General features: G+C 40.0%; 11 protein-coding genes and 1 other annotated feature. Of the genes, 7 read left to right on the top strand and 4 right to left on the bottom strand.

The window, feature by feature from the left end; all coding sequences use genetic code 11:
* Positions 1-58 precede the first annotated feature (58 nt).
* Positions 59-601, top strand: coding sequence for an acyl-CoA thioesterase (locus CJZ72_RS03910; RefSeq protein WP_081134133.1), 543 nt, complete (start codon positions 59-61; stop codon positions 599-601).
* A 59-nt stretch (positions 602-660) separates the two neighbouring features.
* Positions 661-1,740, top strand: a complete 1,080-nt coding sequence (locus CJZ72_RS03905) for an FUSC family protein (protein WP_081134134.1) — start codon at positions 661-663, stop codon at positions 1,738-1,740.
* A gap of 107 nt (positions 1,741-1,847) precedes the next feature.
* On the opposite strand, the gene CJZ72_RS03900 is transcribed toward CJZ72_RS03905, so the two are convergent.
* Complete coding sequence (locus tag CJZ72_RS03900) at positions 1,848-2,507, bottom strand: TetR family transcriptional regulator (protein ID WP_081134135.1); 660 nt, start codon at positions 2,505-2,507, stop codon at positions 1,848-1,850.
* A gap of 116 nt (positions 2,508-2,623) precedes the next feature.
* Here CJZ72_RS03900 and CJZ72_RS03895 point away from each other — a divergent pair, with 116 nt between their 5' ends.
* Both CJZ72_RS03895 and CJZ72_RS03890 read left to right on the top strand, forming a co-directional pair.
* Complete coding sequence (locus tag CJZ72_RS03895; protein ID WP_005877999.1) at positions 2,624-4,336, top strand: ABC transporter ATP-binding protein; 1,713 nt, start codon at positions 2,624-2,626, stop codon at positions 4,334-4,336.
* Positions 4,337-4,338: 2 nt separating this feature from the next.
* A complete protein-coding gene (locus CJZ72_RS03890) occupies positions 4,339-6,108 on the top strand; it encodes an ABC transporter ATP-binding protein (RefSeq protein WP_095443644.1) in 1,770 nt (589 codons plus the stop codon).
* 621 nt (positions 6,109-6,729) lie between these two features.
* Here CJZ72_RS03890 and CJZ72_RS03880 read toward each other — a convergent pair.
* From CJZ72_RS03880 to CJZ72_RS03870, 3 genes are all read right to left on the bottom strand, one after another.
* Entirely contained in the window at positions 6,730-7,311 is a 582-nt protein-coding gene (locus CJZ72_RS03880) for a tRNA (mnm(5)s(2)U34)-methyltransferase (protein ID WP_081134137.1), read from the bottom strand.
* Positions 7,311-8,267 (bottom strand): TIGR01212 family radical SAM protein, encoded by a 957-nt coding sequence (locus CJZ72_RS03875; RefSeq protein WP_095443642.1) that lies wholly within the window; start codon positions 8,265-8,267, stop codon positions 7,311-7,313. Before CJZ72_RS03875 ends, CJZ72_RS03880 begins: the two co-directional genes overlap by 1 nt.
* Before the next feature lie 76 nt (positions 8,268-8,343).
* Positions 8,344-8,991 (bottom strand): phosphatase PAP2 family protein, encoded by a 648-nt coding sequence (locus CJZ72_RS03870; protein WP_081134139.1) that lies wholly within the window; start codon positions 8,989-8,991, stop codon positions 8,344-8,346.
* A 377-nt stretch (positions 8,992-9,368) separates the two neighbouring features.
* Here CJZ72_RS03870 and CJZ72_RS03865 point away from each other — a divergent pair, with 377 nt between their 5' ends.
* From CJZ72_RS03865 to CJZ72_RS03855, 3 genes are all read left to right on the top strand, one after another.
* On the top strand, positions 9,369-11,345 hold the full coding sequence (locus CJZ72_RS03865) for a LysM peptidoglycan-binding domain-containing protein (protein ID WP_081134140.1): 1,977 nt from the start codon (positions 9,369-9,371) through the stop codon (positions 11,343-11,345).
* 70 nt (positions 11,346-11,415) lie between these two features.
* Positions 11,416-11,623 (top strand) — a binding site (T-box leader).
* Between the two features lie 127 nt (positions 11,624-11,750).
* Complete coding sequence (leuS, locus tag CJZ72_RS03860; RefSeq protein WP_095443641.1) at positions 11,751-14,165, top strand: leucine--tRNA ligase; 2,415 nt, start codon at positions 11,751-11,753, stop codon at positions 14,163-14,165.
* 380 nt (positions 14,166-14,545) lie between these two features.
* Complete coding sequence (locus CJZ72_RS03855) at positions 14,546-21,004, top strand: ICP22 family protein (RefSeq protein ID WP_232509780.1); 6,459 nt, start codon at positions 14,546-14,548, stop codon at positions 21,002-21,004.
* Positions 21,005-21,051 lie beyond the last annotated feature (47 nt).

Genomic DNA, 21,051 nt, shown 5'->3' with positions numbered 1-21,051 from the left:
TATATTCCTCTACGCAAACAATACAAAAAATAGAAATAATTTTATGAGGTGAATTTTTTTGGAAGAAACGAAGTATTGTAAAGAGTCAATGGTGATCCAGACGCATCGGATTTTTCCTTTTGATCTGAACCCGTTTGGTTTTTTGTTTGGGGGAAAGTTGATGACGATGATCGATGATGCTGCATCAATTTCAGTGACGAGACATTGTCGAAGAGGAGCGGTTACGGCTTCTTTAGATAGCTTGAATTTTTTGAAACCATTACATGAAAATCATTCCGTATGTGTGGAATCCTATGTATCTGGTACGCACCATAGATCAATGGAAGTTTTCGTCAAAATTATTGGTGAGAATCTGACAACAGGCGAACGTTATCTTGCGGCTACGTGCTTCACTACCTTTGTCGCAGTTCCTTCTCATATGAATGAAGAAGTGGAATTCACTGTTCCTAAAGTCCTTCCCAGCAGCACGGAAGAAGCAATGGTTTGTTCAGGGTATGAAAAAAGAAGAACTCAGAGGTTACATGAACGAGATGAGTATAAAGAATTCGCCAAGCGATTGTCGCTAGAGCTTCCTTGGAACGAGTCAGAAAAAGAAAGCTAGAGGTAGAAAAATTTTTCATTTGAATGAGAAAAGCAATTGTTTTAAAGGAGGAGAGACCCTTGGGCTTTTATCAGTCTCTACAGTTAGACCCGATTATTTTGAAACAAAAGATAAAAGAGACGAAAACAAAGAAAGAAAAAAGAAGATGGCTGGCTTCATTAATCAGCCGTTCCTGCTTGATTGTGGCTTTTGCGGTCCTGATGATCTCTATTGTCACGGCGATATTTGGTATAGAAGTAAAGGCGGAGGCTGTCGTATTTTTTTGTATGCTGTTGAGCCTACGGTTTGTTGATTTTGGTTACACTATCACGCATTCTATCTGGGGCTTAGCTGGCGTGATGGGTGCTTTTTTTATTTTACCTGAAATACAGTGGATTCCTTCCGCTATGCTTCGTTTAGTTGTGTATTTTGGACTGTTGACGATCATTTTGTTGGTAACTGCTAGTGAGCCGAAAATGGGAAATGCAGGATTATATGGCTTTGCTTATATCTTTATTGTGTATTCTATCTGGGGAGAAAAATTAGCCCCACAGCAATGGCTCAATCGAAGTATCCTGTTCCTTCTCTTTTTTGGGATATTTGCAGTGATATTATATAAAAAACATCGAACAAAAAACAAAACGACTTCATTTTTAGCTGTATGGAGAAATGGAAAAAGACGACAACTAGTGTGGCTATTTGGTTATTCTCTAAGTATTTCTATTTTGATTGTGCTAAGTCGCTATAGTTCTTTTCAGCGTTTCATGTGGATTGGTTTTGCTTTTTCTTCTTTATATTCCAGTTATGGATTTTTAGGAATCACTTTCAAAGAGCGGGCAATTGATCGAATCCTTGGAACTATATTAGGGAGCGCCTTGTTTATAGTCGCAAGTTCCTTGTTACCAAGCGGTTTACTGAGTCTTAGCGGCGGGTTTATATTGGGCATCTGTTCGACTTATCGCTATAAGACGGTTTTCAACTGCTTTGGGGCATTGACTGTCGCAAGTAGTTTGTTTGGATTAACAGAATCAACAATGATGAGAGTAATAGATAACATGATTGGTGTGGGAGTGGCACTCTTATTCATCTGGCTTACTCAATGGTATAGTAAAAAAATGGAGTGGTACAAAAACAGAAGAAAACAGTCGCTTCTTGAATGATAAAAAGAACCCTTGATAAAATGCAATACTTGAATGATTTCGAGCTGCGATTTTATCAAGGATTCTTTTTTAGTGAGTCAAAAAGTGTGGGGGAGGGATGACGTAGCTTAACCTTTGAAGTTAATGTGTTTCAATCCTTCAATATATATAGAAATACTTGAAAGGAAAAGCTGTTTTTCACTCTCTGCGTGTTGATGTGCAGTGATACTGGCTTTTAGGCCAGTTAATTCATTTTCTTCGACATAATTTTTCATTGTCAGGATCGCGGTTTTTAGGGAAGGGTTGCCTGCAATGATTTTTTGACGAAGCTGTTGTTCATGTTGATGGTCCATCAGCTGTCCAATCAAAAGATTATGGAGAGAGGAAACGGCTTGCCGACTTTGGGTGACCGAAAAGCCCGCTTGCATCAGGGTTTGGATCATCATTTCTAAATGTTCTAACCGACTAGAGTAGGCTGGAATGGTATTGATCTCAAGTTCAGCACCGCAAGGGAACGTAGTGTAAAGATCATAGTAATTTTCCATAAATTGAAAAAGTCGTTCTTCCCAAGATAACTGGATAGCAGGAATAACAAGCTGATCTTCCATGGATTCTGCCATTTTTTGCAGTAATTCTTGTTTATTTTTGAAGTACCAGTAAATTGCAGGTGCTTTGACATTTGCTTTAAACGCTAGATTACGCATGGATAATTTTGAAAGTTCCTGTGTTTCTGCCAGAATCGCAAAGGCAGTTTGGATAATTATTTCTTGAGAAAGCTTTGTTTCCAATTTAATCAACCTCTTGTATTGCATTATTTTTTTATACATGGTAAATTGTTAGTCGGTCTAATTTTACAGTGTTAAATAAGACCTGTCAATTTTGAAAAAAAGGGGTGTAACGACCAATGAACTTAATTTTAAGACATGCAAAAAAATATAAGAGTGCTGTCTTCATTTCATTGTTGTCTGTGGCTATCATGGTCGCTGCCACACTTTGGCAACCAAAACTGCTGCAGCAAGTACTTGAAGCAATCATTACAGAAGATAACGACGAAATGAAAACAATCGGGGTCTATTTGATCAGTTTGGCTTTGTTAGGTCTAGCGGCTGGGGTGACGAATACGATTTTTTCTGCAAAGGTTGCCCAAGGTGTCAGTGCAGACATCCGTGAAGAAGCTTTCCGAAAAATCCAAACCTTTTCATTTGGAAATATCGAACAATTTTCTGCAGGAAACTTGGTTGTACGTTTGACCAATGATATTACGCAGATCCAGAACTTAGTCATGATCTCGTTGCAATCATTATTTAGAATCCCATTTCTATTTATTGGGGCATTTATTCTAGCAATGTTGACTATGCCACAATTATGGTGGATCATCGTAGCGCTGATCGTGGCAGTATTTTTGATCACGGCGTTATCCTTTACACGAATGGGAAAACATTTTATGATCATTCAAAAATTGATCGATAAAGTGAACAGTATCGCAAAAGAAAACCTCATGGGGATTCGAGTAGTGAAATCTTTCGTTCAAGAAGAAAACCAATTAAAGAATTTTAGTAAAGTAAGTGAAGACTTAACAAAACACAATATCATCGTAGGAACCTTATTTTCTGTGATGATTCCTTCGTTTATGTTAGCGGCCAATCTAGCAGTCGTTGGCGCAATTTTCTTTGTTAGTGATATAGCCAAAGATGATCCAACATTGATTGGTGGGATTGCTTCATTCATGAATTATCTGATGCAGATCATGATGGCGATCATCATTGGTGGAATGATGATGATGATGACGTCAAGAGCGGCAGTTTCCTTAAAACGAATCAAAGAAATTTTAGATACAGAACCAGATTTGACTTATCCAGATGTTCCAGAACAGGAATTGTCAGGCTCCGTTACGTTCGATCATGTCTCTTTCCGCTATCCTGGGGACGATGAAGATACATTAAAAGATATCAGTTTTTCGATCCAAGCAGGGGAAATGGTTGGGATCGTTGGAGCAACAGGTGCAGGTAAATCGACTTTAGCACAGTTGATCCCAAGATTATTCGACCCAACAACAGGAAAAGTCGAAGTCGGTGGTGTCGATTTACGCCAAGTAAATGAAAAAAGCTTGCGCCATACCGTTGCATTTGTCCTACAAAAAGCTATTTTATTCTCTGGTACTATCGCACAAAACTTACGTCAAGGGAAGAAAGATGCTTCGGAAAAAGACATGGAGCATGCTTCTGGCATCGCTCAAGCCAAGGAATTTATCGAAAAACTGGCTGACCGCTACGAAGCACCAGTAGAAGAACGCAGCAGTAATTTCTCTGGTGGTCAGAAACAACGGTTGTCGATTACTCGTGGAGTGATCGGTGATCCTAAGATCTTGATCTTAGATGATAGTACAAGTGCGTTAGATGCACGTTCAGAAAAATTAGTGCGAGAAGCACTCAATAAAGAATTGAAAGATACAACAACCATCGTGATTGCGCAAAAGATTGCTTCGGTTGTGAAAGCAGATCGTATCTTGGTTTTAGATGAGGGTAGACTTGTTGGTGAAGGCACACATGAAGAATTAGCTGCAACAAACCGCATCTATCAAGAGATTTTTGAAACTCAAAAAGGAACGGAGGAGTAACCATGACTGATTTGATCAAAGCAAGTAAGTTTTTCTATCATTATTTGAAACGTTATAAGGTCTCCTTTTTCTTTATCTTTGTTACAGTCATCATTGCGACATATCTCCAGGTCAAAGCACCACAGTATATTGGTGAAGCCTTCCAAGAATTAGCAAACTATATTGGCGCCTTGATGCAAGGGGTAGATGATAAAAGTAGTTTTCTATCTATTATCTGGAAGCTGTTGATTTTCTATGTGTTGGCGAGTGCAGCGAATTTTATTTACAGTATCTTGTTTACACAAGTTGTTGGCAAGTCAACCAACCGCATGCGTATCGGGCTATTCAATAAGTTGGAAAAATTGACGATCCGCTTTTTTGACTCTCATCAAGATGGTGAAATTTTAAGTCGATTTACCAGTGATTTGGATAACATCCAAAACAGTTTAAATCAAGCTTTGCTTCAAGTAATTACCAATATTGTGTTACTTTTTGGTATCTTGATCATGATGTTTCGTCAAAATGTTGAATTAGCATGGGCAACGATCGCGTCCACCCCAGTTGCTATTTTAATCGCAGTACTGGTTATTCGAAAAGCAAGAAAATACGTTGATCTACAACAAGACGAAGTCGGTAAACTGAATGGATATATGGATGAAAAAATCAGTGGACAGCGTGTGATCATCACCAATGGACTGCAAGAAGAAACGATTGACGGATTTTTGGAACACAACGAAACGGTTCGAAAAGCAACGTTCAAAGGACAAGCTTATTCTGGTTTACTCTTCCCGATGATGCAAGGAATGTCACTAGTGAATACTGCAATCGTCATTTTCTTTGGCGGTTGGTTAGCCTTGAATGGGGATCTGGAACGTTCAGTGGCTTTAGGATTAGTCGTCACATTTGTTCAATACTCCCAACAATATTACCAACCATTGATGCAGATTTCTTCTGGTTACAGCATGATTCAATTAGCGATTACTGGAGCAAGAAGATTAAATGAAATGTTTGCTGAAAAAGATGAAGTGAAACCAGAACATGGACAACCGTTTGACGGCATTGAAAAAGGGTTAGCGTTGAATCATGTAGATTTTGGTTACAGTCCTGATAAAATGGTGCTAAATGATGTATCGATCAATGTGGACAAAGGGGAAATGGTTGCCTTAGTAGGGCCAACTGGTTCAGGTAAAACAACCATCATGAATTTACTCAATCGCTTTTACGATGTCAATAGCGGGTCAGTTACGATTGATGGGACAGATATCCGCGAATACGATCTAGATGCTTTACGTAAACATGTTGGGATCGTTTTACAAGAATCTGTCTTGTTCTCTGGAACGATTCGTGACAATATCGTATTCGGAAAACCAGATGCGACAGATGAAGAGGTCATCAATGCAGCCCGACAAGCAAATATCCATGATTTCATCATGAATTTAGATAAAGGATATGAAACGGAAGTATCTGAAGAAAATAATCTGTTTAGTACGGGGCAAAAACAGTTGATCAGTATTGCTCGGACAATCATCACAAATCCCGCTTTACTGATCTTAGATGAAGCAACTAGTAACGTAGATACTGTGACAGAAGCTAGAATCCAGAAAGCAATGGACGAAGCCATCAAAGGACGGACAAGTTTTGTGATCGCTCACCGTTTGAAGACGATTTTAAATGCTGATCGAATCGTTGTATTACGAGATGGTAAAGTTATTGAAGAAGGAAATCATCATCAGTTATTAGCAGAAGACGGTTTTTACGCAGAGTTATACCACAACCAATTTGTATTTGAATAATAGAAGAAAAAACGTACGAGGGAAGATTTTGGTGATCTTTCCATCGTACGCTTTTTTTATCGACAAGGTGCTGTTCATTTTTATTGCTTGATGCAGAGCAGGCTTTTCACAACCTTATCAAAGAGCTGATCTTCAGCGATATGTCAAAGCACTCTTTTCACAACCTTTATCCACGGTGTTCAAGAAGCAACTCCTCAGCAATAAGAACTAGATTTCCAAAATATGAGAAGCTATTTTAGAAATCTAGTTCTTATTTGCTCGGAGCTGTACGCTTCTTTCACAACCTCTTCCACGGTGTTCAAAGGCTTGCATCTTCAACAATAAGCCTAAACAGATGAAAAACATGAAAAGCTGTTTTTCTCTGTTCATTCTTATTGCTTGATGCAGAGCAGCCTTTTCATAACCTAATCCACGGTGTTCAAAAGCCAACTCCTTGAAATAAGTCTGAATTTTTCAAAACATGAAAAGCTGTTTCGAAAAATCCATTCTTATTGTCAGCGGAGCTATACGGGCTTTTTCACAACCTTTTCCACGGTGTTCAAAGAGCTGACCTTCGGCAATAAGTCAAAAAATCTCAAAATATGAAAAGCTATTTCGAGATTTTCCTCCTTATCGCTCAGGTCAAAGCGCTCTTTTCACAACCTTTTTTTCAACGCAATACAAAATCGGTGGGTTGTTTTTTTGATTGATGAATTGGTATTTTAGGACATTGTACTTTTCTTGTGGTAGTGATTGGCAATAGTCTTGGACCATATCTAACTCTTTTTCGCCGCCTTCATGACCGTAATAGACGACTAGGATCATCCGACCTCTTGGCACGAGGCGTTTGAGGATTTCTTCCATTGCTGTACGAGTGGTTTCAGGTAGGGTGATGACTGATTTATCGCTTTTTGGTAAATAGCCTAGATTAAAGATGCCTGCTTTGATGGGTTGTGCTTCATCGACTACTGTACCTAGTGTTTCATGACCTTGTAAAAACAAAGAGGTACGGTCTAGTAAATCTTGTTCGGTAAGCTTACTCTTAGTGGAAAGCAAAGCCTCTTTTTGAATATCAAAACTATAGACATGTCCAGTTTTGCCGATTTTTTCAGCCATGAAGACTGTGTCATACCCATTTCCCATGGTGGCATCTATGACGTGATCACCGGGTTGGAGGATTTCTTCTAATAAAGAGTGGCTAAAGTGCAATGCCGTCTGTAACATCAGCTGAGTACTCCTTCTCTTATATTGAATTTTCCTTGGTAGCTATCACGACGAATAAGTTCATCATCTATTGCGTTCAAGACTTCCCATTTTTTTAGACTCCACATAGGCCCGATCAATGAATCCCACGGTGCGTCACCTGTTAAACGGTGGATAATGATTTCTTTAGGGATCATCTCTAATTGATCACAAATGACGTTGACATAATCGGGGCGACTCATCAATTGCAATCGTCCTTCATGATAGTCACGCAACATTTTTGTTTTACGCATCAAGTGCATCAAGTGAAGTTTGATTCCTTGGATATCCGAATCTAAAATCGTTCGGCGAACATTCTCCCGCATCATGTCTAATGTTTCCCCAGGTAAACCATTGATCAAGTGGGCGCAGACACGAATATCATGTTTGCGTAACTTCGCCACACCATCTAAATAGGTCTGATAGTCATGGGCACGATTGATCAGAGTGGAGGTTTCTTCGAAGGTTGTTTGTAAGCCTAATTCCACCCACAAATAAAGACGTTGATTTAGCTCTGCTAAATAATCCACCACTTCATCTGGCAAACAATCAGGGCGGGTCCCAATGGATAATCCAACAACACCAGGTAAATTGATTACTTGTTCAAATCGTTCTCGGATCACTTCGACAGGAGCGTGCGTATTGGTGAAATTTTGGAAATAAACGATATATTGTTCCACACCAGGCCATTTTTTATGCATCATATCGATTTCTTTGTGAAACTGGATAGGTAATGGATCTTCTGGAGCGACGATCATATCTCCTGAACCAGAAACACTACAAAAAGTACAGCCACCGTGAGCGACTGTGCCATCACGATTCGGACAATCAAAACCGCCGTCTATCGGTACTTTAAAAATCTTGCCACCAAACTCATTTCTTAAAGCATAGTTCCATGAATGGTAACGTTTGTTTCCATCTGAATAAGGAAAGTCCATAAAAATCCTTCTTTCTAAAGGTCACGAGAAGTCTTCTCGTACCCCTTTAAATATCTAAAAAATAATTGTTGAAATGTTAATCTATCGTATGCAGTTCAATCTGTTCCTTTTTTTCTCTATAGGTTGGATAAGTGAGAAAGAGCCAACTTAGGCTGAGCAAATATCCACCTAAAACATCACTTGGGAAATGGACACCTAGATATATTCGGCTTGCACCAACACTTACTATAATAAACGCCAACAGAAGTTGAAGCAATGTGGCGATTCCCTTTTTCTTGATCAGGCTAGGAAGTAAAAATAAAAGTGTCCCATATAAAATCATACTTGCAGCAGAATGCCCACTAGGAAAACTGTAGCTGTGTTCAACAACTAAGTGAGGAAGCGTTGGACGCAACCGCATCACGAATAATTTGATCAATGGATTGATGATTCCGGCTATCACGACAAAATTAGTCGCAAACCAAATCAGTTCAATGTGTTTTTTCTTCCACCACAAAAATGCCAGAACAAGTAAAAATACAACAATCACAGTCAGTGCATTTCCGAATGTTGTGATAAATAGCTGGTAGTGGTTCCAATCAGGATAAGGTGTGCGTATGATTTCAGTTATGGTTTGATCAAATCCTGATAATAAGTTGATCCGATATTTAACAATGTAGCCTAATATGAAAAATAGGAATAAAAAAAGAGTACCGACTACATGAAAAGTTGTTTTTTGTTTCATAAGTTTCCTCCTTTTCAACAATAATTCATTATAGCATTCTTAGACTTATAAAAAACTTTCATATCTGTTATGTGAGCTAAAAATATACGCAAAAAACAACATTTCTATTTGGCAATAGACCAATGTAATCACTTAGACATTTTCAGGTAATATAACCGACATACTTATTTTCATAAAAGACAGCGATGTGTTTAGCTGAAAACACGCAGTCTAGTCATACCAACGTTTTATTTTTTCCTACATATGGAAAATTACGAAAAATTACAGTCTGGTTACAATAAGGATAATGAGTCTTAAATAACTTTTAATAAAGTTTAAGAGAAGTTATAATTGTTATAATAGTAGAGAAATTGTAAACAGAATTTGGAGGATAGAAGATGGAAAACATTGCAAGAAAGGAACGCAGACGTTTAGAAGAGACCAAGCGATTCCGCAAAGTAAAACGTAGTGCCGCTCTAGTCGGTACTGCAATGGTAGGCTGTTCTGTAGCGGCACCTTTGATACAACCAGTGCCAGTAAATGCTGATCAAACGCCAACTCAGTTTGGCGCAAGAATCAATACTGCAGCATTTATTACGGAAATCGCGACTTATGCTCAACCAATTGCACAAGCCAATGATTTATACGCCTCCGTGATGATCGCCCAAGCGGTCGTTGAAAGTGGTTGGGGTAGCAGCGCGTTGTCTCAAGCACCGTATCACAATTTATTTGGTATCAAGGGTAGCTACCAAGGACAAACCGTTTATATGGATACACTTGAATACTTGAACAATCAGTGGGTGACTAAGAAAGAACCATTCCGTCAATACCCTTCTTTTGCGGAGTCATTCAGTGATAACGCCTATGTTTTACGTAATACTTCATTTGGCAATGGCTATTATTATGCAGGTACTTGGAAAAGCAATACGAAATCCTATACAGATGCAACAGCTTACTTGACTGGACGCTATGCAACAGACCCAAGTTATGCTGGAAAATTGAACAATATCATTTTAACTTACGGCTTAACAAAATATGATACACCAGCAAGCGGTAATGCTGGCGGTGGTGCAACGACTGGTGGCAACACAAATACTGGAAATACAGGTAGTAACACCAATACAGGGAGTACGGGAACTACTTCAACTACCTATACAGTCAAATCGGGTGACTCTGTCTGGGGAATCTCGAATTCATTTGGTATCAGTATGTCACAGTTGATCGAATGGAACAATATCAAAAATAATTTTATTTATCCAGGACAAAAGTTAACGATCAAAGGTGGTCAAACAACCGGTTCTTCAACAAATAACTCTGGAAATAATACAAATTCTTCTGGAAACAGTAATACTTCCGCAGGTACTGGTCAAACTTCTGGTGCAAAATATACAGTCAAATCAGGTGATTCTGTTTGGAAGATCGCAAATGACCACGGTATTTCAATGAATCAACTGATCCAATGGAACAACATCAAAAATAATTTTGTTTATCCAGGGCAACAATTGATTGTGTCAAATGGGGGAAGCTCTTCTTCCACTACGACGAATACTGGGAACGCATCAAGTAGTTCAAATAATGCAGGGAACACGGCAGTTTCTGGTACCAAATATACGGTCAAATCAGGCGATTCCGTCTGGAGCGTGTCCAATAAATATGGTATCTCAATGAATCAGTTGATCCAGTGGAACAACATCAAAAATAATTTTATTTATCCAGGACAACAATTAGTCGTTTCGAATGGTTCTTCAAGCAGTTCAGCAACGACCAACCAAACTACGACAAATAATACCAATACGAATACAGGTGCGACAACGAATACAGGAAGTACCTATACAGTCAAAGCGGGTGAGTCTGTCTGGAGTGTTGCGAATAAAAATGGCATTTCGATGGACCAATTGATCCAATGGAACAATATCAAGAACAATTTCATTTATCCAGGGCAACAGTTGATCGTTAAAGGCGGAAGTGTTGCAACTAGCACGAACACTTCTTCAACTACAACAGCAACAACGCCAAGCACGCCGAATACCTCGAATACGACAAGTACCGCATCAACTGGCGATACGATTTATACAGTCAAAGCAGGAGAATCTGTTTGGGGCGTTGCGAATAAGCACAACATCACGATGGATCAATTGATCCAATGGAACAACATCAAGAATAATTTCATTTACCCAGGGCAGCAAGTAATCGTCAAAAAAGGGACTACTCAATCTGCACCAACGACTGGGCAAAAAACATATACGGTCAAAGCGGGAGAATCTGTCTGGGGAGTCGCAGATAGCCATGGCATCACGATGAACCAACTGATTGAATGGAACAATATCAAGAACAATTTCATTTATCCAGGCCAACAATTGATCGTAGCAAAATAAATGCTTGAACCACTCAAATAATAATTGAACTTATGTCATTTATTTGTTACTATGAACCTACACTTTTAATAAACCAACGTTTGAAAAGGAAGTAGTAAAAAGACGAAAGTTTTAGAGAGCACATGGCTGGTGGAAATGTGTACGGACGCTTTTGAACTCGCCTTTGAGTTGCATCTGCTGAAAATAGAAGTAAGCAGATGCGGTGACGACCGTTACAACGTTCGAGGCCTTTTCAAAAAGGCAAAGTTAGGTGGTACCACGTAGTTTACGTCCTATAAAAAGAGCAATCTTTTTATAGGATTTTTTTGTTTTCTTTGATTAGAAAACAGGCGAATGGATTGCTCGTGCAAAGACATTCGTTGTATTCATCTTTATAAGATGAAAAATAGAGCAGGGGGATAGAAAATGAGTTATAACCATAAAGAAGTTGAAAAGAAATGGCAAAAATATTGGGCAAAAAACAATACCTTCAATACCCATGATGATCATGAAAAACCTAAATTCTATGCATTGGATATGTTCCCATATCCATCTGGACAAGGCTTGCACGTAGGACATCCAGAAGGCTATACAGCAACAGATATCCTTTCTCGTTTCAAACGAAGCCAAGGATTCAATGTATTACATCCGATGGGGTGGGATGCATTCGGTCTTCCCGCAGAACAATATGCGCTGGATACTGGGAATGATCCTGCTGAATTTACCCAAAAAAATATTGAAACATTCCGACGTCAAATCAATTCTTTAGGGTTTAGTTATGACTGGAACCGTGAAGTCAATACAACTGATCCAGAATATTATAAATGGACACAATGGATCTTTACAAAACTATATGAAAAAGGCTTAGCGTATGAAGCAGAAGTAGCTGTGAACTGGGTGCCAGAGCTTGGAACAGTTATCTCAAACGAAGAAGTTATCGACGGAAAAAGCGAACGTGGGGGCTATGATGTCGTACGCAAACCAATGCGCCAATGGATGTTGAAAATCACAGCTTACGCAGATCGCCTTTTAGATGATTTAGAGTTAGTCGATTGGCCAGAAAGCATCAAAGAAATGCAAAGAAACTGGATCGGTCGCTCAGTCGGAGCCAACGTAGAATTTAAAGTAGCGGGTACAGACAAAGCGTATACGGTCTTTACGACACGTCCCGACACGTTATTTGGCGCAACTTATTCTGTATTAGCACCAGAACTTGACTTAGTGCGAGAAATCACGACACCTGAACAAAAAGAAGCAGTCGAAGCTTATATTGAAGAAACAGCTAAAAAATCGGATCTTAAAAGAACAGATCTAGCGAAAGAAAAGACGGGTGTGTTTACTGGAGCGTACGCTATCAACCCTGTCAACGGGAAAGAAATCCCAATCTGGATCGCAGATTATGTGTTAGCTTCTTACGGTACAGGCGCAATCATGGCAGTACCTGCGCATGATGAACGTGATTATGAATTTGCGAGAAAATTTGATTTAGAAATCATGCCAGTAATTGAAGGCGGAGATATCTCAGAAGCTGCGTATACAGAAGATGGTGCGCATATCAATTCTGGTTTTGTAGATGGAATGAACAAACAAGAAGCAATTGAAAAAATGAACACGTGGTTGGAAGAACATGGCGTAGGTAAAAGAGAAACTAGCTATCGTTTACGTGACTGGTTGTTTTCACGTCAACGTTATTGGGGTGAACCAATTCCGATCATCCATTGGGAAGATGGAACAGTCACTGCTTTACCAGAAGAAGAACTACCTTTACGCTTACCTAAAACGGAAAACATCAAGCCTAGTGGAACAGGGGAGTCACCACTTGCGAACATTGATGAATGGGTCAATGTGACCGATCCTGTAACAGGTAAAAAAGGACGTCGTGAAACCAATACGATGCCACAATGGGCGGGCAGTTCATGGTATTACTTGCGTTATATCGATCCACACAACAAAAAAGAACTAGCCAATTACGAAAAATTAGAACGTTGGTTACCAGTAGATATCTATATCGGTGGAGCAGAACATGCGGTACTTCATTTGTTGTATGCACGTTTCTGGCATAAATTCTTATATGATATCGGTGTCGTTCCAACAAAAGAACCATTCCAAAAACTATATAACCAAGGAATGATCCTAGGCGAAAACAATGAAAAAATGTCTAAATCTCGTGGGAACGTAGTGAACCCTGACGATGTTGTAGCTAAATATGGTGCGGATACATTACGATTGTATGAAATGTTCATGGGACCATTAGATGCATCAATTGCGTGGAGTGAAAATGGCTTAGAAGGTAGCCGTAAATTCTTAGATCGTGTTTGGCGCTTGATCGTAGACGAAAACAACAAAATGCGTGATCGTATCACTACTTTGAACGATGGCAAATTAGACAAAGTGTATAACCAAACAGTGAAGAAAGTAACGGAAGATTATGAAACACTGCATTTCAACACGGCAATCTCTCAATTGATGGTCTTTGTCAATGAAGCCTATAAAGTAGATGCTCTTCCTTACGAATATATTGAAGGTTTCGTTCAGTTGCTTGCACCGATCGCACCACATATGGGAGAAGAACTATGGGCGATCTTAGGCAATGAAGGTGGTATTTCTTATGCTAAGTGGCCAACATATGATGAAGCTGCTTTAGTGGAAGATGAAATCGAAGTAGTTTTCCAAGTCAATGGAAAAGTTCGTGCAAAAGCCAACGTTGCTCGTGACCTAGCAAAAGAAGATTTGGAAAAACTAGCCTTAGAAAATGAGTTGATCAAAGAAAATATCGAAGGCAAAACAGTGCGTAAAGTGATCGTGGTGCCAAATAAATTAGTCAACATCGTAGCAAACTAAGAAATTCGGCAATATAGCTAGAAAAAAGTAACTATATTAACAGAATCAAGGGATAAAAAAAGACGATATCCCGCCATTTAGAGCAGGAAAAAGTATCCATACTTTTCCTGCTCTTTTTTGCTTTTAAAGGTATTATTTTACCAATCTGTCGGTAAAAAAAGGTTTTCTTCTAATAATAGAATCATGGATAATTTTAGTGTGGGGATTTTATGACGTTTGGGGGGATGTATGAAAAATAAGAGAACCGTTGATTTTTGTAAGTCATCGTTTCGATGAGTGGCTGCACTTGAATGAATAAGAAAAAGCAATGCCTTAAGATAAGATGATTTTTAGATAGGCTCATGATGTTAGAACTAGAAAGGGGGACAGAACATTTGCAAATGAAAAATTTTAGAACAATAGCCACTTCGCTCTTATTATTCCAACACTGCCTTTTTCCAGTCACCATTTTTGCAGAAGAGGCACCAGTTGAAATTGACACGGAATTGGTTCAGCGTTTACAAGAGCAAAATGAACTACCAGCGATCGAAAGTAACCCTCCAACGACTGAATCGACCGCAGAAGAACCTGTACATACGGAACCTGCTGAAGTACCAACTACAGAGGATTCGAATCCGGAACAACCGGAACAGCCAGAAACAGTAGAGACTACGGAACCACCTATTCCGGAAACATCTGAAGAAACAGTAGAGACGACCCCTCCTTCTGCAGAAGACGGGAAAGAAAGTAGTGAAGGAAATGGACTACCTTCGCCAGTTTTGCCAAAAGAGGAGGAAACAGAACAGCTGATGGTCTTGCCAGAAGCGATGCGGATGAGCACTTACTCGTTACCTAACCTTAACGCATATCGCCATCATTTAGTCGATAATGGAAGAAGTGCTTATATTGAGGGTAAGATGCAGAGAGTTACGAATAGAGAATTGACTTTAGAAGCAGGAGCAGTTCAAAGATTTACAGTCACTTTTGATACGTATACGATGGTGCAAGCTCCGGGAAATGGTTGGATCTCTTGGATTGCTAGTAATTTGAGCACTGCACCTGATTTTTATTTTCAGCAGATGTATTATGGAAATCATCCATCCTTCTCAAATCCATATACGTTGAATAATCTGAGGTGGTCCGGTGTGCCGTCTTATTTGTCTGTTACGGCAACACCTACTATTAGTGGTCGTCAAGTGACAATCAATGTGACGATCATAAGGATGGAAACTACCACTATTAATACGAATGAAAGGGATACTATACGTCTTTTAGGAAATTTAACAATGGGAACAACTGCTGTTGCACCACAGGTCAATAACTACTCCAAAAAAATCGCAGATGTGAATTATCCTGATGCAGTTATCGGAGAGATCGTCGTGAAAAATCCAAAGCCATCTGCTGCGATCAAAGACAGCGTTGATGTAGAAGCTACCAGGAACGCTTTGTCTCAAGATACAATCAAATCCTGGTTTACTATACTGCCGTCTAATTCGAATGACTACACGTTTTCCACAACAGGTCCAGCTAGTTGGGCACCTGGCGCAACAGGAACTGCTACAGTGGTTATGAAACATAATTCGAATGGTACGACACACACATTCACTACTCGGTATACGGTTAGAGATACACAAAAACCAACCGCTAAATTCAAAACGCAAGGCGTTGAAATTGAGGCTCTAAGAACGGGAGGTTGGACACGCGCTGATTTGCTGAAATTCATTGATGGAAATTTACAGGATAACTGGAGCTTGCCAGAAAATATTCGGATCGAAGCAACAGATAACAATGGAATTTATCCGCTTGCAGGAAGAGCACCTGGTAATACTTGGGCTTACATAGATATTTATGACGAAGCTGGAAATCAATATGGTGAATATGTAGAATTTAAGATAGTGGATACCCAACGTCCAACGGGAACTGTAAAAAGTGGAACAATCGATGTGGAAGCCCGTAGAAGTACAAATCTTAGCCAACAGGAACTACGGGAACTTTTCACGACGCTGAATGATAATTGGACGTTATCGGAGAACATAAAAGTATATTTGGTGGATGACTTTGGGACAGCGACAACTGTTGCAGGTAAGGCACCGGGTACAGAAACTACTTTTCACCTTCAACTGGAGGATGAAGCAGGAAACATTTCGGAAAATGCTGGAAGCAAGCGGATACGCATTGTAGATACCCAAGCACCAACAGCTACAGTCAAAACTCAAGGAGTTGAAATTGAAGCACGAAGAAGTGGAGATTGGACACGAGCCGATTTATTGAAATTCATTGATGGCGATTTACAGGATAACTGGAGTTTGCCAGAAAATATTCGGATCGAAGCAACAGATAACAATGGGATTTATCCGCTTGCAGGAAGAGCACCTGGTAATACTTGGGCTTATATTGATATTTATGACGAAGCTGGAAATAAAAATGGCAACTATGCAGAATTCAAAATCGTGGATACCCAAGCACCGACAGGAACCGTAAAAAGCGATATTACGATTGAAGCTCGCAGAAATGGCGATCTTAGCCAAGTAGAGTTACGAGGATTTTTCTCGACGATGAGCGATAATTGGACATTGTCAGAAAATATGAAAGTACATTTAGTTGATGGAAACGGAACGGCAACAACAATTGCAGGAAGAGCACCAGGTACACATGATTTTTACCTTCAACTAGAAGATGAAGCAGGGAATAAGTCAGCACGAATGAGTGTACCGATCCGTATTGTAGACACGCAAGCACCAACGGGAAGTGTAAAAAGTGAGGTTGAGGAGGTTGAAGCTCGCAGAAGTGGTGATCTTAGCCAAGCTGAGTTACGAGGATTTTTCTCTACGATAAGCGATAATTGGACATTGTCAGAAAATATGAAAGTACATCTCCTTGATGCAACCGGAACGGCGACAACAGTTGCGGGTAAGGAACCAAGCACCCGTATTTTTTACCTTCAACTAGAAGACGAAGCAGGAAATAAATCTTCTCGGATGTATATACGGATACGGATTGTAGATACCCAAGCGCCAACAGGAACATTGAACACCGTAGTGCCTACTTTTGAGTATCGTACCCAAGGGGATTGGAGCAGAGACGAACTGTTGACTTTCTTTAATGGTGAACTTTCTGATAACTGGTCAGAACATAAAAATATCACAGCTACAATGGATCGATCCATCGTAGATTTTTCACCAAGTGTCAACTTGCAACAAGCAACATTGACTTTGACCGATGAGGCAGGGAATAAACAATCTTATCCTGTCCAATTTCTATTGACGTCTTTTGTGATCCAACCCAACGTACTTATCCAAGCACAACGGCTGCCAGCACTATCGAAAGAGACGATCAAGTCGTGGTTCCAAGGATTACCAAGTATGGTTGATGATCATTATGATTTTTCCACACCTGAATCAGCGAATGGCTGGGAACCAGGAAAAACGGGTCAAGCAAATGTTACGATCCGTAGCAAATTAACCAATGCAACACAACAGAAAGCAACAAACTACACAGTCGTTGATACGCAGGCACCTGAAGGAACAGTAAAATACAGACAGACATTTGAAGCAAATCGATCACGGGATTTCACACAAGAAGAATTGCGTCAGATTTTTCAAAGTTTGTCGGATAATTGGAGTCTGCTTGAGAATATTACATTGAAAACAAGTAACTTAGCTGGATTAAGCCCCAATGTTTCAGGATACCATTATCTATTGAAAATTACTGCGGCTGACGAAGAGAAGAATAGTCGGGTTTTTGAGAATGTTGCCGTTGTGATTAAAGATACGCAAGCGCCAACAGCAACAATCAAAGGAGAAACAATCGCTGTCGAAGCTCGCAGAACTGGTGGATTGACGCGTGAAGAACTTCTTCGATTTGTAGATGGCGGTCTTTCGGATAACTGGTCACTGCCTGCTAATATTTCATTGTCAGTAGTCGTACCTCAAGGAACTGGGTATGTTGCGGTGGATGTCAATCAAAAACCAGGAACAGTCATTACAGGACATTTATTATTGACGGATGAATTTGGAAATCAGACGATCCCTGGTCCTAAGAATCAAGTGAGTTTACTCATTCGCGATACCCAAGCACCAACAGGAACTGTAAAAGGTGAGGTGGAGATTGAGGTTCGCAAAAGTGGCAATCTTAGCCAAGCGGAACTACGAGGATTTCTCACAACAATGAGTGATAATTGGACGTCACAAGGGAATATAAACGTTCACTTAGTTGATGCAAATGGGGCAGCAGCAACCGTTGCAGGTAAGGCACCAGGTACCCGCACTTTTTATCTTCAACTGGAAGATGAAGCAGGAAACAAGTCATTGGGGATGAGTATACCGATCCGTATTGTAGATACCCAAGCACCAACGGGAATTGCAAGAGATAATGTGGAAGCGGAAGCTCGTAGAAGTGGCAATCTCAGCCAAGCAGAACTACGTTGGCATGTCATGCTGATAAGTGACAACTGGACATTATCAGAGAACATAAAAATACATTTAGTCGATGCAAATGGCGTAGCAACAACCGTGGCGGGTAAGGCGCCAGGTACGCATAATTTCCACCTTCAACTAGAAGATGAAGCGGGGAATAAGTCATTAGTGATGAGTGTATTGATCCGCATTGTAGATACACAGCGCCCTACAGGAACCATGAAAGATAATATCGAGGTTGAAGCTCGTAGAAGCGGAGACCTTAGCCAAGCAGAGTTACGGAAAATGTACACGACGATGAATGATAATTGGACATTGCCAGAAGATATGAAGGTTCAGTTATCCTTCTATGATGGGATAACAACTATTGCTGGCATAGCACCAGGAAAAACAGTAACGGGCGTATTTCGATTAAAAGACGAAGCAGGAAATCAGTCATTTCCAATTGGAAACTTTATACGCATTGTCGACACCCAAGCACCAACTGCGACAATCAAAACGAAGGGCGTGGAAATCGAAGCACGAAGAACGGGCGAATGGACACGCGAAGATTTGTTGAAATTCATTGATGGCGATTTGCAGGACAACTGGAGCTTGCCGGAAGATATTCGAATTGAAGCAACAGATAATCATGGCATTATACAACTTGCTGGAAGAGGTCCTGGTGATAACTGGGCGTACATCGATATCTATGATGAAGCTGGAAATAAATATAGTAGATATGCAGAATTCAAAATCGTGGATACCCAAGCACCAACAGGCACATTGAACACTGTGATACCTACTTTTGAGTATCGTACCCAAGGCGATTGGAGCCGAGAAGAATTGTTGACGTTCTTTAATGGTGAACTTTCCGATAACTGGTCAGAACATAAGAACATCACAGCTACAATGGATCGATCCATCGTAGATTTTTCACCAAGTGTCAGCTTGCAACAAGCAACATTGACATTGACCGACGAGGCAGGAAACAAGCGGTCTTATCCTGTTCAATTTTTCTTGACGTCTTTTGTGATTGAACCTAATGTGCTTATCCAAGCACAACGGATGCCTGCACTATCGAAAGAGACGATCAAATCATGGTTCCAAGGGTTACCTAGTATGGTCGATGAGCATTATGATTTTTCCACACCTGAATCAGCGAATGGCTGGGAACCAGGGAAAGCAGGTCAAGCAAATGTTACGATCCGTAACAAAGTAACAAATGCAACACAGCAGACAACAACAAACTATACGGTCGTTGATACACAATCCCCAGAAGGAAGAGTTAAAACATCCAGGGTGACGATGGAAGCAGATCGATCGAGGAATTTCACGCAAGAAGAATTGCGTCAATTTTTTGAAGAGTTATCAGATAACTGGAGCTATCTCGAAGATATCACTTTGAAGAGCTCAGGTAGTTTATCTTCACTAGGTCCAAATACTGCAAATAACCATTATATATTAGCAATCACAGCAACGGATGAAGAAAAAAATAGCAAACGTTTTGAAAGAGCCTTGGTTCGGATCAACGATACGCAAGCGCCAACGGGAACTGTAAAAAATGAGCATATGGATATCGAAGCTCGTAGAACTGGCGATTTAAGCCAAGCTGAACTTCGCCAATTTTTTACGTCCGTAAATGACAACTGGACGTTATCTAAGGATATAAGATTCCATTTAGTCAATGCAGACGGATCAGCAACATCTATTGCAGGGATGAATCCAGGAACTTCGCTTGATGCGTATATCCAACTGGAGGACGAAGCAGGCAACAAGTCCTCACCGATGAAGATATCAGCAAACATTGTGGACACAACAGGGCCACAAGGAAAACTGAAAGAAAATTTAGCCTTCCAAAAAGGGAGTGCAGAACCAAATGCAAGAGATTATTTAGATGGGGAACCTTCCGATAACTGGACGGCACCTGAAGCAATCAAAGTAACGGTAGCCTATGAAAATAATGCGGACTTCACTGATTTAACAGTAGGAACGCATAAATTTGTCCTTACTTTAGCGGATGAATATGGGAATACAACAGATCTTTCAGGTGAGTTAGAGATCCAAATGAATTTGAAAGGATATGTCGATGTGACGATCCCAGCACGTATTTCTTTTGCTGAAAGTAAAGAAAGTGGTGGAATCGTATCACCAAAATATCAAATCCAAAACAACTCTAATGAAGAATTGACTGTGTCAGTGGCGTCTATGACGAGTCAGTCTCAAACAGAGAAGCTAACAGACATCGATCTTTTAATGTCTAATAACTACAACGATGCTACGATTCCTTTGATTGAGAACGGTCAAAATCTATCACAGAAAACAGAGTTAGTGACTTTACCGAAAAAGACAAGTTCCTTTGCCTTTTCACTTTACGGTACAGTAGGCCAAAACTTTGATTTTGATAGTTTGACTGATCCGTTGAAGCCGCAGTATGCTGTACAATTCAATTTTGCGATAAACTAACATTGTTAAAAGGTGTGTGATCACTTGTGATCACACGCTTTTTTTGT

This window comes from Enterococcus durans (assembly GCF_002277935.1).
Taxonomy (GTDB): Bacteria; Bacillota; Bacilli; order Lactobacillales; family Enterococcaceae; genus Enterococcus_B; species Enterococcus_B durans.
This window is presented reverse-complemented; position numbering and strand designations above follow the sequence as displayed.

Bases quoted from the DNA above. Each gene is read 5' to 3' on its own strand.
- CJZ72_RS03890 (WP_095443644.1), top strand. From the start codon at position 4,339: ATGACTGATTTGATCAAAGCAAGTAAGTTTTTCTATCATTATTTGAAA.
- CJZ72_RS03880 (WP_081134137.1), bottom strand. From the start codon at position 7,311: ATGTTACAGACGGCATTGCACTTTAGCCACTCTTTATTAGAAGAAATC.
- CJZ72_RS03870 (WP_081134139.1), bottom strand. From the start codon at position 8,991: ATGAAACAAAAAACAACTTTTCATGTAGTCGGTACTCTTTTTTTATTC.
- CJZ72_RS03865 (WP_081134140.1), top strand. From the start codon at position 9,369: ATGGAAAACATTGCAAGAAAGGAACGCAGACGTTTAGAAGAGACCAAG.
- CJZ72_RS03855 (WP_232509780.1), top strand. From the start codon at position 14,546: ATGAAAAATTTTAGAACAATAGCCACTTCGCTCTTATTATTCCAACAC.
- leuS (WP_095443641.1), top strand. From the start codon at position 11,751: ATGAGTTATAACCATAAAGAAGTTGAAAAGAAATGGCAAAAATATTGG.
- CJZ72_RS03895 (WP_005877999.1), top strand. From the start codon at position 2,624: ATGAACTTAATTTTAAGACATGCAAAAAAATATAAGAGTGCTGTCTTC.
- CJZ72_RS03875 (WP_095443642.1), bottom strand. From the start codon at position 8,267: ATGGACTTTCCTTATTCAGATGGAAACAAACGTTACCATTCATGGAAC.